Source organism: Pseudarthrobacter sp. 05T312 (assembly GCF_056396685.1).
Window position 1 is genome coordinate 693856 of the sequence record NZ_JBFTLY010000001.1, and the last position, 15160, is coordinate 709015.

The window sequence follows — 15160 nt, forward strand, 5'->3', positions numbered from 1 at the left end:
CGATCGATGGTGTGACTGTTGATCAACCTTCACGGTACCCCGGTGGGGGTCCGCTGTCTGCCGCCCGCCGCCGTCGTTCGCTCTAGGCAAAGCACCCCCGGCGTGCCTTCACCGCGTACTGTTGGTGGGTGACTACAACCCGTGGCGGCCACCCCTCCGAGGACCACGTTCCAGACCTTTCCCCGTTCTCCAGCGACGGCACAGCAGGTGCAGGGCACGGCCCCGGGGAGGACGACGGCGGCCGGCCCCGCAGGCGGCTGTCCAACATGATGGTTGCCGGGCTGGCTGCGTTGGGGCTGGGAATAGCGGTGGGCACGCTTCCGGTGCCGTACGTCATCGAATCGCCCGGGCCCACCTACAACACGCTGGGGCAAAGCCAGGGGCGCCCCGTGATCAACATCAGCGGTCACGAAACGTATCCCGCAGCCGGGAACCTGGACCTGACAACGGTGTATGTCGATGGTGGCCCCACCGGCTCGGTAAGCATCCTCAACGCTTTTTCCGCATGGCTGGACAGTTCCAAAGCCGTCTACCCGGTGGAACTGATCTATCCCACGGGAACCACCAAGGAGGAGGCACAGGAGCAGAGCGCCGTGGCCATGGCCACGTCCCAGGAGAACGCCGTGGCCTCCGCCCTGAACGAACTCAAGATTCCCTTCGGCCAGCAGCTGCAGGCCGCCGGGCTGTCCAAGGACTCCGCATCAGCGGGAAAGATCCAGCAAGGGGACATCCTCAAGTCCATCAACGGCAAGGACATCACCTCCCTCGCCGTCATCCAGGATGAACTGGCTGCGGGCAAGGGAGCCCCCGCCGCGGTGACGGTGGAACGCGCCGGCCAGCCTGTCGCCCTCGAGGTGACGCCCAAGGACAACGGCCAGGGCCGCTTCATTCTCGGCGTCTTGCTGAAGTACTTGTTCAGCTTCCCGTTCCAGGTGCAGATCTCGCTGGACAAGGTGGGAGGCCCCAGCGCCGGCATGATGTTCTCGCTGGGGATCATCGATACGGTTACGCCGGGCGACCTCACCGGCGGGAAGCACATCGCCGGCACCGGCACCATCTCGCCGGACGGAACGGTAGGCCCCATTGGCGGCATCGGGCAAAAGATGCGGGGTGCGCGGTCCTCCGGTGCCACCCTGTTCCTGGCGCCCGCCAGCAACTGCGATGAGGTCGCCGGCCACATCCCGGCCGGCCTCCAGGTGGTGCGCGTGGAGAACCTCGGGGAGGCGCGGCACGCCGTGGAAGTGGCCGCGAGCGGGCAGGACACATCCGCCCTCCCGGCATGCACGGGCAAATAGCCCGCCTGCGCCATGCATAGACTGGGCCCAAACAGTTTCGACAGGAACTAAGCTTTACCGCCACTCGTGGCACTGATGACGGACGAAACCAGCCGTTTGACCGGTACCGTACGTCGCTCGCACGCTTCGAATGTCTCGACGACCAGCTATGAGGTACCCAGTTTGTCCCGTCCCGCCAGCACCACGTCCACAGGAAGGCCCCCATCGCGACGGGGAGCCCTGACGCCCACCCTGATCGTCGTCGCCCTGGTGGTAGTGGGCTTCATTTTCTTCGCCAACGTCTGGACCGACGTCCTCTGGTACCGGCAACTGGGCTTCATCCAGGTTTTCATCACCGAAAACCTCGCCAAGATCGCCGCCTTTGTGGCCGGCTTCGCCATCATGTTCGCCGCGGTGTTCTTCTCCATCCGCATCGCCTACAACGCCCGGCCCGTCTACGCCCCGGACTCTGAGGTCCGGGACAACCTCAACCGGTACCAGGCCCAGCTGGAGCCGGTCCGCAGGATCGTAATGGTGGGCCTGCCGGTCCTCTTCGGACTCTTTGCGGGCAGCGCAGCCGCCAGCCAATGGCAGAAGGTCCTGCTCTTCTTCAACCAGGTCGGCTTCGGCCAGACCGATCCGCAGTTCAAAATGGACATCAGCTTTTACCTGATGACCCTGCCCTTCCTCGGCTTCGTCACCGGGTTCCTGATCAGCGTGGTGGTGATCGCAGGCATCGCCGGAATCCTCACGCACTACCTCTACGGCAGCATCCGGCTGATGGAGCGCGGCGTGTTCACCAGCCGCGCGGCCCAGATCCACATCGCTGTTACCGGTGCCGCGTTCCTGGTGCTCCTCGGCGTCAACTTCTGGCTGGACCGCTATTCTTCCGTGCAGAGCAACGGCGGCCGCTGGGCCGGCGCCCTCTACACCGATGTCAACGCAGTCATCCCCACCAAGGCCATCCTCGCCGTCGCGGCCGCCCTGGTAGCCATCCTCTTCATCGTTGCCGCCGTCATCGGCCGCTGGCGCCTGCCGGTGATCGGTACGGCCATGCTGATCATCACCTCCATCCTGGCCGGCGGTGTCTATCCGTGGGTCATCCAGCAGTTCCAGGTCCGGCCTTCAGAGCAGACGCTGGAAAGTCAGTACATCCAGCGCAACATCGATAACACCCGCAAGGCCTACGGCCTGGACAGCATCCAGGAAACCCGGTACGACGCCACCAACACCGCCAACACGGGTGCGCTCGCGCCGGACGCGCAGACCACGGCCAACATCCGGCTCCTGGACCCGAACCTGATCTCCGATGCGTTCGCGCAGCTGGAACAGTACCGCCCGTACTACCAGTTCCCCAAGGCCCTGAACGTGGACCGCTACGAGGTGGACGGGAAGATCCAGGACACCGTGATCGCGGTGCGGGAACTGAACCCCACGAACGTGGCCACCAACCAGCAGGGCTGGCTGAACCAGCACGTGGTCTACACCCACGGGTACGGGGTAGTGGCGGCCAAGGGCAACAAGTTCACCGTTGACGGCAAACCCGAATTCCTCCAGTCCGGCATTCCCTCCACGGGCGTGCTGGGCAACGACACCACCTATGAACCGCGGATCTACTTCGGCGAGTCGTCTCCCGAGTATTCAATCGTGGGCGCGCCCGACGGCGCCACGCCGCGCGAGCAGGACCGCCCCTCCGGCAAGGAAGGGGAGGGCGAGACCCAGTACACGTTCAAGGGCAACGGCGGCCCGAACGTTGGCTCGTTCTTCAACAAGGTCCTTTACGCCATCAAGTTCCAGTCTTCGGACCTGCTGCTCTCCGATGGCGTGAACGCGGATTCGCAGATCCTCTACGACCGGAGCCCGCGGGAGCGGGTCCAGAAGGTGGCCCCGTACCTGACAGTTGACGGGGGCGCCTACCCGGCGCTGGTGGACGGCCGGGTGAAGTGGATCGTCGACGGCTACACCACCAGCCAGTACTTCCCCTACTCGCAGCAGAAGCAGTTGTCGGATGCCACCGCCGATTCGCAGACCAGCTCCGGCCGCGCCGTGGCCCTGCCCAACAGCACGGTGAACTACATCCGCAACTCGGTCAAGGCCACTGTGGACGCCTACGACGGCTCGGTCACCCTCTACGCCTGGGACGACACGGACCCGGTCCTCAAGGCTTGGCAGAAGGTCTTCCCGTCGTCGCTGAAGCCGTACTCGGAGATGTCCGGCGCGCTGATGAGCCACGTCCGCTACCCGGAGGACCTGTTCAAGGTCCAGCGGGAGCTGCTGGGGCAATACCACGTCACGGATCCCACCAGCTTCTACAAGAACAACGACGTCTGGAGCACGCCGGCTGACCCCACCGTGTCCACCGACGTCAAGCAGCCGCCGTTCTACATGTCGCTGCAGATGCCGGACCAACAAAAGCCGGCGTTCCAGCTGACGTCGTCCTTCATCCCGCAGATCGTGAACGGTAATGCCCGCAACGTCCTGTACGGGTTCCTCGCCGCGGATTCGGATGCCGGCAACCAGGCCGGCGTGAAGGCTGACGGCTATGGAAAGCTGCGGCTGCTCCAGATCCCGCCGGAAACACAGGTGCCCGGCCCGGGACAGGCGCAAAACAAGTTCAACTCCGACCCCACCGTTTCCCAGGCCCTTAACCTGCTGCGGCAGGGTGCGTCCGACGTGCTGAACGGCAACCTGCTCACCCTGCCGGTGGGCGGCGGCATCCTCTACGTCCAGCCGGTCTACCTCAAGTCGACCGGTGAGACGTCATACCCCACCCTGCAGCGCGTGCTGGTGGCCTTCGGTGACAAGGTGGGCTTTGCGCCGACCCTCGACGCGGCCCTCAAGCAGCTCTTCGGCGGTGATTCGGGAGCAGCCGCGGGAGACTCCGCCAACAACGGGCAAACACCGGCCGGCCCGTCAGCCCCTGCAACCCCTGCGGAGGCGGATGCCAAGGCCCAGCTGAAGGCGGCGCTGGACGAGGCAAACTCCGCTATCCAGGCGGGCCAGACGGCACTGGCCGCGGGTGACTTCGCCGCATACGGCGACGCGCAGAAGAAGGTTTCGGCTGCGCTGAAGAAGGCCATGGATGCCGAGGCCAAGATCCCGGCCACCGCTCCGGAGGCCAGCCCGGCTCCCTCGCCCTCCGGGTCGCCTTCTGCTTCGCCGTCCCCGTCGGCAGGGCAGTAGTACGACGACGGCCCCACGGCACCCGGTCCTTGAAGGACCGGGTGCCGTGTTGGCGTGTTGGACGTCACGCCGCCACGATTTGGCCTGCGGTTCACCTCCCGGTAAAGTAGATTCTGCGACGCGGGGTGGAGCAGTTCGGTAGCTCGCTGGGCTCATAACCCAGAGGTCACAGGTTCAAATCCTGTCCCCGCAACTGAGGAAAGGCCCGGACATTGGAAACAATGTCCGGGCCTTTTGCTTTCCCGTTGCAGGGGTGTTCCACTGACTACGGTCGGCGGGGCTGTGGTTTGCGGGACTGTGGTCGGAGCCGCCGCCAAAGTAGGGTAGTGTTGATCATGCGACGCGGGGTGGAGCAGTTCGGTAGCTCGCTGGGCTCATAACCCAGAGGTCACAGGTTCAAATCCTGTCCCCGCAACTTATGAAGGCCCCAGCCGGCAGTTACGCCGGCCGGGGCCTTTCCTTTTCCTTGGAAACGGCCAGTTCCTAGTATTCTCTTTCGAAGGGTCCCGCGATCTGCGGGCAGCCCCCAGTCATTCCTGAGAGGTATGTTGTTCGATGGCCACACCCACGAAGAAGCCCGGCTCCGCGACGGGTAAGCGGTCCCGGCTTTACTGGATGGTTCCCGCCGTCCTCGTGGCGCTGGTCCTGGTGGTCCTGGCCGCCAGGCTGATCGTGGGGCTGCCGGCGGTGGCATCCTTCCTCGCCGACTACCCGGGCCAATCCCAGCTGCCGGACAACGCGCCCGTAGGCTTCCCGGCCTGGCTGGCGTGGCAGCACTTCCTCAACGCGTTCTTCCTGCTCCTGATCATCCGTACCGGGTGGCAGGTGCGGACCACCACACGCCCCAGCGGTCACTGGACCCGGAACAACAAGGGCCTGATCCGCACCAGGAACGCTCCGACCAAGATCACCTTGGAGCTGTGGTTCCACCTCACCCTGGATGCGCTCTGGATCCTTAACGGACTCGTGTTCGCCGTCCTGCTGTTCGCCAGCGGCCAGTGGATGCGCATCGTCCCCACCAGCTGGGACGTCTTCCCCAACGCGCTGTCAGCCGCGCTGCAGTACGCGTCGCTGGATTGGCCCACCGAGGACGGCTGGATCAACTACAACGCCCTGCAGCTGCTGGCATACTTCGTGACCGTCTTCATCGCAGCGCCGCTGTCGTTCATCACGGGCCTGCGGATGTCCGGAGCCTGGCCGAAGAAGGCAGCCGGCCTCAACAAGGCGTTCCCCATTGAATGGGCCCGTGCCGTCCACTTCCCGGTCATGATCTATTTTGTTGCCTTCATCGTGGTCCACGTCTTCCTGGTGCTCGCCACGGGCGCACTGCGGAACCTGAACCACATGTACGGGGTCCGCGACGACGACGGCTGGTTTGGCTTCTGGGTATTCCTCGCCTCCGTGGCGGTCATGGTGGCGGCCTGGTTCCTGGCCCGGCCGGTCTTCCTGAGGCCCATCGCGTCCCTGATGGGCAAGGTCAGCCGCTGACGGAGCGGCGCCACCAGGGCGGCGTCAGGCGTCCTTGAGCTTCTGGTAGGCGTCCAGGGCCCGTTCCCGCGACTCGGGCAGGTCCACGAGCGGCTGGGGGTATCCATCGGTGTCCGCCGCCCACGGTTCGTGGATCTGCTTGCCTTTGAGCTCCCGGAGTTCGGGGATGAACGCCCTCAGGTAGCGGCCGTCGGCGTCGAACTTCTTACTTTGGGTCACCGGGTTGAAGATCCGGTAGTAGGGCGAGGCATCCGCCCCCGAGCCGGCCACCCACTGCCAGTTGGCGGGGTTGTTCGCGGCATCGGCATCCACCAGGGTGTCCCAGAACCATTCCTCCCCGACCCTCCAGTCGGTCAGGAGGTTCTTGACCAGGAATGACGCGGCGGCCATGCGCACCCGGTTGTGCATCCAGCCTGTCTGCCACAGCTGCCGCATTCCGGCGTCCACCAGCGGGTAGCCGGTGTTTCCCTGCTGCCACGCGGCGAGCTCCTGCCGGCTGGGGGAGGCCCACTGGAAGTTGTCGAAGGCGGGCCGGAAGTTCCGGGTCGCCAGGTCGGGGTTGTGGTACAGCAGGTGCCAGTTGAATTCCCGCCAGCCCAGTTCGGCCCGGTAGGTGCCGACGTCGGAAGGAACCTTGCGGGGATGCCGGCGGCGAATCTCGCGCCACACGCGGAACGGGCTCACCTCACCGAAGCGCAAATGTGGTGAGAGCCGGCTGGTGCCCTCGGTGCCGGGCAGGTTCCGGCCTGTGCCGTATTCCTCGATGGGACCGTCAAGGAAGTCCTCAAGCCGCTCCTGGGCCCCTTTTTCGCCGGGCACCCACGTGGCGGCCAGCCCGGCGCTCCAGTCGGGTTTGGAGGGCAGGAGCTGCCAGCTGCTGAGCGTGTCACTGCCGGGCAGTCCCTTCCCGGCAGGCGCGGGGCCGGGCAGCGCATCCGGCGCCTCGTAGGGGTCACGGATGTCCTGGGATGCCAGGCACGCCCGCCAGAAGGGCGAATAGACCTTGTACGGCCCGCCCGCCCCCGTCTTCACTGTCCAGGGCTCGAAGAGGAGGTTCGCCTGGTAGCTGGCGGCCTCGATCCCGTTCCCGGCCGCCCAGTCCTTGAGCCCGGCGTCGACAGTCCGTTCGGGTTGTCCGTAACGGCGGTTCCAGAAGAGGTGGCTTGCCTTCGTCCGGGCGGCAAGGTCCTTGACGACGTCCGCGGCCGGACCCCGTCGGAGGACCAGCCGGGATCCCTTGCTTTCCAGATCGGCGGCCAGTGCGGCCAGGGAGTGGTGCAGCCACCAGCGGGCAGCCCCGCCAAGGGGCCGCACGCCGTCGGATTCCTCGTCAAGGATGTAGGCCACCGTCAGCGGTGCACCCCGGCGGGCGGCCTCTGCCAAGGCCGGGTTGTCGTCCAGCCGCAGGTCGTCGCGCAGCCAGACCAGGGATGTGCCATCGGAAGAAGTCATGGCACCACGCTACACACCGCGGACGCACCAATGGCCGGGACTACGTCCCGGCCATTGGTGCTATCCGGCCGCAGCCCTGCTCCGAACCTTAAAGCTTGTCGAAGTCGGCCTCGTCGACGGTGGATTCGGACGAGGCGGGGCTCCCGGCGCCAAGGGCCCCCTTGGAGTTTCCGGCCTTAAGGGCCGCCAGCCGGGCTTCGATTTCCGTCTGCTCGCCCAGGTCCTCAAGCTGGTTGAACTGGGCGTCCAGGCTGGAGGCTGCCAGCTCCTGCTGCCCGCGGACCTTGGCTTCCTCGCGGCGGATCTTTTCTTCGAAGCGGCCAACCTCGCTGGTGGGATCCATGATGTCGATGCTCTTAATGGCGTCATGGACCTGGGACTGCGCCGCTGCAGTCTTGGACCTGGCAACGAGCTCGTTGCGCTTGCTGGTCAGCTGGTTGAGCTTGTTCTTCATCTGCTCAAGGCCGGTCTTCAGCTTGTCCACCACCTCCCGCTGGGAGGCGATGCTGGGCTCGGCACCCTTGGCTTCGCTTTCGGCCGCCATCTGGCGCTGCAGCGCAACCTTGGCCAGGTTGTCGAACTTCTCGGCGTCGGCGACGTCGCCGGCCGCACGGAATTCGTCTGCCTTGCGCGAGGCGGCAAGTGCCTTGTTTCCCCAGTCGTGGGCGTTCTTGACGTCCTCGTTGTAGTCGTCTTCCAGCATCCGGAGGTTGCCGATGGTCTGCGCCACGGCGGACTCGGCTTCCGCGATGTTGTTGGTGTAGTCGCGGACCATCTGGTCCAGCATCTTCTGCGGATCTTCGGCGTTGTCCAGCAAGGAGTTGATGTTCGCCTTTGCCAGCTGCGCGATCCGGCCGAAAATGGACTGCTTAACCATGGTGTTTGCCTTTCGTCCTGCTCTGTGTTGACCACTGGAACCGGTGCACAGTGGTGTCCTGCGTCTGTCCGCCCGCCGGGATCTTCCGGCGTGACCGGCGGAAGTCTCTAGAAACTGCCGGAGTCGCCGCCGCCGAAGTCGCCGCCGCCGAATCCACCGGAGTCTCCGCCCCAGCCGCCACCGCCGCCGCCGTCACCCCAGCCGCCGCCTCCGCCGCCGCCCCAGCCTCCGTGGCCCCCGTTGAGGATGGAGTTGATCAGGATGCCGCCCAGGATGGCACCTCCCAGTCCGCCCCCGCCTCCGCCGCCGAACATGCCGCCGCGGCCGAAGCCCTGGTTGGCGTACCCGTCGAAGTGGTCCACATCGGCCTGCGCCAGCTGTGCGGCCTGCGCTGCCAGGGCATGCGCCTGCTGCGCGTAGGTCAGTGCGGTCACCGGATCGGTGCGGGAGATGGACAGCGCGTAGTCGAGGTTCCGCTGGGACTCGGCCAGCCGGGTGCGCGCCTCGGTGCCCACGCCGCCGCGCCGGGCGGTGATGTAGTCGGAGGTGGCGCTGATCTGGGCCTGTGCCGACATGATGGTCTGCTGAAGGGATGCCTGCGCACGCCGCGCCTGGTCCTGCTGGTCGCGGATCCCCGTAAGGGCCTGGTCCAGGGACTGGTGGGCGGTTTCGACCCGCTGCAGGGTTGCGATGGGGTCGATCCGTCCGCCCTGGATCTCGGTCTTCACCTGGGCCAGTGCGGCCTCCACCGCGGCTACCGGACCCGCCAGCTCCGGATGGGCTCCGGACTGGATGATGGCCTTTGCCTGGGCCAGGTCCTGGGACGTGTCCACGACGGCCGCTTCGATTCCGTTCCGTGCTTCATCAAGGTTGGCGGCCACTTTGGAGATCGCTTCCACCAGGACGTTGGTTTGGTGCAGGCTTTCCTCGGCCGCGCGGACGGCCACTGCGGCCAGGCTTCCTTCGCCTTCACCGAGCTTCTGCTGGGCGGTTTCGGAAGCGTTCTGCACGAAGGCCAGCCGTTCCTTGGCCTGCACGATGTTGTCCGAAACCTGGGCCAGCGCGCTGTCGGCATACTTGGCGCGCATTTCCTGCAGGGAGTTCTCGGCGCTGGAGATCCTGCCGTCGGCCTCACGGGCCCCGGCGTTGACGGCTGCAAGTGCCTGGGGCGCGTTCTTCTCCAGCTCGCGCAGGGAATCGAAGTCGGCCTTCTGCTCCTGCAGGGATTCGAGGGCGGCCTCGGAGCGGCGGATGATCTCGCCCAGCCAGGTCCGTTGCTGCTCCTCCGTATCCGGAATGTGGTCATCGAGCTGCTGCTGCAGCTTGAAGGACTCCGTCATGTGGGCTTTGGCTTCGTCCAACGCCTTGGTGAAGTTTCCGACGGCGGAATCCCCGTACTGCGCCTGGGCAAAGCCGAGTTCCTGCTCGCTGGACTTGATGGCGTCATCCGCTTCGATCAGCAGGGAACCGCTCTTGCGGCGCAGCTCCTCGACGCTGAGCGATGCCAGCGGGTCCAGCTCGGCGCCCTGCGGGCCGTAGCTTCCGCTGGATGCCGCCTGGCCTGCGGCCTTCTTCCGGCGGTTGCGGTAGTACAGGTAGGCGCCGCCACCGGCGACCACCACGCCTGCACCCACCAGGATGCCGGCGCCGGCACCACTGCCCGAGGAGACACTGCCGCTGCCCCCGCCGGCGGCGTCGCCAACGGCGGAAGCGGTGTCAATGGCAGCCTGGGCGAAGTCCCTCTTGCCTCCGGCGAGGTTGGCCACCACTGCATTCTGGGTGATATTGCTGCGCTTGGAGTAGATGGCGCTGGCGGAGTTGGGGGAGAAATAGTACTTGCCCTGGTCGGTCGCGATGGCAAGGATGACGTCCGCCTTGCCCATGCCCTTGGCAGTGGCCACAGCCTGGCTCCAGGCCGTGGGGTCAGAAGGGTTCTCGAACGACTTCACCGTGACAACGTAAAGGTTGTACTTGTGGTCCTTCAGCAGCTTCTGGATGGCATCCTGGACCTCACCCTTCCGGCTGCCGAGCACATTGGCATTGTCAACGATGTTGGTTCCGGATGGAATGGTTACCGGGTCTTCGGCCCAGGCAGCACCGGCGGGAACCGCCAGCAGCCCGGCAAGGCCGATCACGGCAAGGAAACGTTTGAACTTTGACCGCATGTGCAACCCTTCAGCACGCCTGACACCGATTCGGGACGAATCAGTCGTCGAATCCAGCAGCGCCCCCACGCTTGGTGTGAAGCCGCAGGTCGCTGTGGCAATTCATCTTGATTCTATGGTGCACCCCACAGCCCGTCCATGCGGCCGAATATGCCGCCAGCGAAACAGTGCGGGGGCCCGCCCGGCGTTCAGGAAGCTCTCAGCAAACATCCGAGCTTGTTCCAGCGGGACGGGTCATAGTTAATGGCAGACGAGGATGAAAGGAAGTCCCATGACTGAGAATCAAACCCCAGGACCGGTCCCGGAGGACAACCAGGGGAACAGCCGGGCCCCTTGGCAGCAGCAGGTCCCGCAGCAGCCCGGAAACCGCCCGGCCAACACTCAGTATGGGAGCAACGGCGCTGCCCGCGACGGCCAGGACCGCGGCTACGGCGCCGGTGACCAGCAGTACGGCCAGGCGGCCGGGCCCAACGGCGCGGCACCCCGGAACAACGCCGCACCCCAGGACAACACGGAACGGCTCGACCGTCCGGAGGCGCACGGCAACCATACCCAGGAGCTGCCCGGAGCCCCACGGCCCGTCTACCCACAGCGGCAGCCTTTCTACGGCCAGTCCGGACAGTACGGCCAGCAGCAGCACCAGAACGGCCAGCCGATGCATGCGGCGGGCCATGGCACGCAGAACGGAAGCGTCGGCCTGGCGCCCAACCCCCAGGATGCGCCGCGCCGGAAGGCCAGCTTTGGCGTAGGTACCCTCGTGGCAAGCATCCTCGCAGCGGGCCTCGTGGGTGGCGGCGTGGCAACGGTGGGCTCCGGTGAACTGTTCGGACACACCGGCTCCAGCGCCTCAACCGTGGGCAGCAGCAACCAGCCCGGTACGGTCATCGTCAACAACAAGGACGACGTGAACGCCATTACGGCAGCTGCCGTGAAGGCCTCACCCAGCGTCGTCACCATCAGCGCCACGAGCGGCAGCTCAGGGGGCACCGGTTCGGGCATTGTCCTGGACGACCAGGGGCACATCCTGACCAACACGCACGTGGTGACCCTCGACGGCCAGACCGCGAACGCCACCCTGGAAATCCGTACCAGCGACGGGAAGGTCCTGCCCGCGAAGCTGGTGGGCACCGACCCGCTGTCCGACCTCGCCGTGATCAAGGTGGACGACACCTCAGGCCTCACCCCAGCCACCCTGGGTGACTCCTCCAAGCTCAACGTGGGTGATACGGCCATCGCCATCGGGTCCCCGCTGGGCCTGACAGGTACGGTCACGGACGGCATCGTCTCCACCCTGAACCGCACCATCAGCGTCGCTTCGTCGGCGGCCCCGCAGGGCGGCGACAACAGCCAGGGCGGTGACCAGGGCTTCCAGTTTGCCCCTCCGGGCGGCGGCCAGAGCCAGCAAAGCTCCGGCCAGGGATCCATCGCCATCAACGTGATCCAGACTGATGCGGCCATCAACCCCGGTAACTCCGGCGGCGCGCTGGTGAACAGCAAGGGCGAGATCATCGGCGTGAACGTGGCCATCGCCTCCGCAGGGTCCGGCACGTCAGCGTCCCAAAGCGGCAATATCGGCGTCGGGTTCAGCATCCCCATCAACAACGCCAAGCGGGTGGCCCAGGAAATCATTGACACGGGCAAGGCCTCCCACGGCCAGCTGGGCGTCAGCGTCAAGGCCAAGTCGTCCTCCGGCGCAAACTCCGAGTTCTCGGTGGGGGCCGACGTCGCCACAGTGGACGGCAGCTCACCGGCCGGGAAGGCCGGCATCAAAGCCGGTGACGTGATCACCAAGTTCAACGACCTCACCATCGGCGAGCCCAACCAGCTGACCGCGGCCGTCCGCGAACAGCCGGCGGGATCCAAGGTGAAGATCACCGTGCAGCGCGGCGGAAGCGAGCAGACCTTCGATGTCACGCTGGGTGCGGCCGCCAGCTAAGGCAGGTCAACACCAACGCAAGCCATGACGACGGCGGCGTCCCCACCAAAGGGGGCGCCGCCGTCGTTCCTGCACCCATGCAGAATGCCTGACACAGGCGTTAACGGAAGGGGGCGCGGGAAGCCGCCGATATGGTTAGCTAGGGTTTACCCGCCTGCCGGGCATATCGCGGCCAAGTCCCACCCGGCTGGCTGTCCACAAGCATGGAAGGCTGCTGCAGAAACAGTGGAAGAGACATTGAAGATCGTAGTCCTGGTCAAACATGTACCGGACGCCCAGTTCGACCGCCACCTCAACGGGGAGGGGAACACCGCGGACCGCGACGAAAGCATTCTTTCCGAGCTTGACGAGTACGCGCTCGAGGCCGCACTCCAGCTCACCGAAGCGCGGGGCGGAAGCAAGGCGGGCAACCAGGTCATCGCCCTCAGCATGGGCCCTGCCGGAGCTGTCAACGCGGTCAAGAAGTCCCTGCAGATGGGTGCCACCGAGGGCGTGCACCTCACGGACGATGCCCTGGCCGGCTCGGATGCCGCAGCCACCTCGCTGGCGCTCGCCGCCGCCGTCCGCCACCTGGGCGGGGTGGACCTGGTCCTCACCGGCATGGCCTCCACCGACGGGGAGACCTCGCTGGTGCCGGCGCAGCTGGCCGAGCGGCTGGGGCTTCCGCAGGTGACGTTCGCTTCCACGCTGGAGGTCGACGGCGGCCGGCTGGTTGCCCGCCGCGATGCAGACACCACATCGGAAACGGTGGAGGCGCCGCTGCCCGCCGTCGTATCCGTCACGGACCAGATCAACGAACCCCGGTACCCCAACTTCAAGGGCATTATCGCCGCCAAGCGCAAGAGCATCAGCACGCTGTCCCTGGCCGACATCGGCGTGGACCCCGCCCAGGTGGGCTTCGCCGGTTCCTGGACCACCGTGGCCAGCGCGGAACAGCGGCCGCCCAGGACCGCGGGCACCATCATCACCGACGAAGGCGACGCCGGCATCAAGCTGGTTGACTTCCTGGCCGCCCAGAAGCTGCTCTAAGAGGGACAACGACATGGCAAATGTACTTGTATTCATCGACCACCCCGGCGCCTCGCTCAAGAAGAGCAGCCTCGAACTGCTGACCCTGGCTCGTTCCCTGGGCGGGAGCACCGTGGCGCTCAACGGAGACCTGTCCGAGGGCGCCGCCGCCACGTTCGCCGAGTACGGGGTGGAGGCTATCCTGCGCCCGGCAACGGACAACCTGGACGACTTCCTGGTGGCGCCCAAAGCCGCCTACCTGGCCGCCGCGGCCGAAAGCACCGGCGCCGGCATTGTGCTGCTTGACAACTCACCGGAAGGCAAGGAGATTGCGGCACGGCTGGGCATCCGCCTGAACGCCGGCGTCATCACCGACGTCGTCGCCGTGGACCCGGACGGCACCGCACACAAGTCGGTCCTGGCCGGCTCCTACACCACCGCCTGCAAGGCCACGACGCCCGTGTCCGTGCTGACCCTCAAAGCCAACAACGTCACCCCGGAACCGGCTCCCGCAGCCACCAGCCCGGAAACCGCAACCGTGGAGGTCCCGGCAGTAGCCGCTGCCGCCCGCATCACCGCCCGCGAGCAGAAAGTGGCCAGCGGCCGTCCCGACCTGACCGATGCCCGCATCGTGGTGGCCGGCGGGCGCGGCATGGACGGCGACTTCGGTCCCGTCGAGGAACTGGCTGATGCCTTGGGAGCTGCGGTGGGTGCATCGCGTGCGGCCACGGATGCCGGCTGGATCAGCCACGACGCCCAGGTGGGACAGACCGGCAAGACCGTCTCCCCGCAGCTGTACATCTCGGCAGGCATCTCCGGTGCCATCCAGCAGAAGGCCGGCATGCAGACCTCCAAGGTCATCGTTGCGATTAACAAGGATGCAGAATCCCCGGTCTTCGAGATCGCCGATTTCGGGATCATCGGCGACGTGTTCGATGTCCTCCCGCAGGCCACCGCCGAGATCAAGAAGCGAAAAGGCTAAATCGTTGACTGCCTCCTCCGAGCAGGCACAGAGCCCGTTCAACCCGGATATCCACCGGGTTGGGCGGGTGCTCTGTTTTGCGGCCCACCCTGACGACATCGACTTCGGCGCTGCGGGTACCGTCGCCGCGTGGACGGCGGCCGGCGTGCAGGTGAGCTACTGCATCATGACCGACGGCGACGCCGGCGGCTTCGATCCGGCCCACCGCGCGGACATCATCGCCATGCGCGACGCCGAGCAGCGTCGGGCCGCGGAACTGGTGGGCGTCACCGACATCCACTACCTCCACCAGCGGGACGGGTACCTCGAACCGTCGCACGAGGTGATGAAAGGGGTGGTGCAGCTGATCCGCGAAATCCGTCCCGACGTCGTCCTTGCCATGCACCCGGAACGGAACTGGGAACGGATCCAAAAAAGCCATCCTGACCACCTGGCCGTGGGGGAGGCGGTAACCCGCGCGGTGTACCCTGCCCTCGAAAACCCCTTTGCCTACCCTGAACTGGCAGAAGCAGGCCTGGAAGCGTACAAGCTGCCGTGGCTGTGGCTCTACGCCGGCCCCGGGGAACGGGAAAACCACTTCGTCGACGTCACCGGCCAGGTGGAAGCCAAGCTCGCCGCCATCCACGTCCATGTCAGCCAGCACCCGGACGTGGAGGCCATGGAGGCCACCGTCCGCAGGGGCATGCACCTGAACGCCGCGAGGGCCGGCTTTCCAGAAGGGCGCAGCGCGGAGGCGTTCCATGTGGTGGCAATCAACGGGCCCGGCACCATCGCGGGCTTCTAAACCACACGAAA

10 protein-coding genes and 2 tRNA genes are annotated in these 15160 nt (G+C 66.1%); 9 read left to right on the forward strand and 3 right to left on the reverse strand.

The features are described 5' to 3' along the window. The first annotated feature begins 128 nt into the window (after window positions 1–128). The 5 genes from AC1DIP_RS03495 to AC1DIP_RS03515 all read left to right on the forward strand — a co-directional run bounded on the left by AC1DIP_RS03495 (window position 129) and on the right by AC1DIP_RS03515 (window position 5945). Complete coding sequence (locus AC1DIP_RS03495; RefSeq protein ID WP_477732850.1) at window positions 129–1295, forward strand: YlbL family protein; 1167 nt, start codon at window positions 129–131, stop codon at window positions 1293–1295. A gap of 162 nt (window positions 1296–1457) precedes the next feature. Beyond that, complete coding sequence (locus tag AC1DIP_RS03500; protein WP_477732851.1) at window positions 1458–4457, forward strand: UPF0182 family membrane protein; 3000 nt, start codon at window positions 1458–1460, stop codon at window positions 4455–4457. Window positions 4458–4576: 119 nt separating this feature from the next. Beyond that, window positions 4577–4650 (forward strand) — tRNA-Met (locus tag AC1DIP_RS03505). A gap of 148 nt (window positions 4651–4798) precedes the next feature. After that, a tRNA-Met gene (locus AC1DIP_RS03510) sits at window positions 4799–4872 on the forward strand. Between the two features lie 140 nt (window positions 4873–5012). Then, complete coding sequence (locus AC1DIP_RS03515) at window positions 5013–5945, forward strand: cytochrome b/b6 domain-containing protein (RefSeq protein WP_477732852.1); 933 nt, start codon at window positions 5013–5015, stop codon at window positions 5943–5945. 24 nt (window positions 5946–5969) lie between these two features. Here AC1DIP_RS03515 and AC1DIP_RS03520 read toward each other — a convergent pair whose 3' ends face one another. From AC1DIP_RS03520 to AC1DIP_RS03530, 3 genes are all read right to left on the reverse strand, one after another. Next, on the reverse strand, window positions 5970–7397 hold the full coding sequence (locus tag AC1DIP_RS03520; protein WP_477732853.1) for a cryptochrome/photolyase family protein: 1428 nt from the start codon (window positions 7395–7397) through the stop codon (window positions 5970–5972). A gap of 88 nt (window positions 7398–7485) precedes the next feature. Continuing rightward, the gene (locus tag AC1DIP_RS03525) at window positions 7486–8274 is read right to left on the reverse strand and encodes a PspA/IM30 family protein (RefSeq protein ID WP_476211765.1); all 789 of its coding nucleotides are present in this window, start codon (window positions 8272–8274) and stop codon (window positions 7486–7488) included. Window positions 8275–8381: 107 nt separating this feature from the next. After that, window positions 8382–10439 (reverse strand): TPM domain-containing protein, encoded by a 2058-nt coding sequence (locus AC1DIP_RS03530; protein WP_477732854.1) that lies wholly within the window; start codon window positions 10437–10439, stop codon window positions 8382–8384. 271 nt (window positions 10440–10710) lie between these two features. Here AC1DIP_RS03530 and AC1DIP_RS03535 point away from each other — a divergent pair, with 271 nt between their 5' ends. The 4 genes from AC1DIP_RS03535 (at window position 10711) to AC1DIP_RS03550 (ending at window position 15149) form a co-directional block, all read left to right on the forward strand. Beyond that, window positions 10711–12375, forward strand: coding sequence for a S1C family serine protease (locus AC1DIP_RS03535; RefSeq protein WP_477732855.1), 1665 nt, complete (start codon window positions 10711–10713; stop codon window positions 12373–12375). A gap of 237 nt (window positions 12376–12612) precedes the next feature. After that, window positions 12613–13404, forward strand: coding sequence for an electron transfer flavoprotein subunit beta/FixA family protein (locus AC1DIP_RS03540; protein WP_476211762.1), 792 nt, complete (start codon window positions 12613–12615; stop codon window positions 13402–13404). Window positions 13405–13417: 13 nt separating this feature from the next. Next, entirely contained in the window at window positions 13418–14365 is a 948-nt protein-coding gene (locus AC1DIP_RS03545; protein WP_476211761.1) for an FAD-binding protein, read from the forward strand. Window positions 14366–14369: 4 nt separating this feature from the next. After that, on the forward strand, window positions 14370–15149 hold the full coding sequence (locus AC1DIP_RS03550) for a PIG-L deacetylase family protein (protein ID WP_477732856.1): 780 nt from the start codon (window positions 14370–14372) through the stop codon (window positions 15147–15149). Window positions 15150–15160 lie beyond the last annotated feature (11 nt).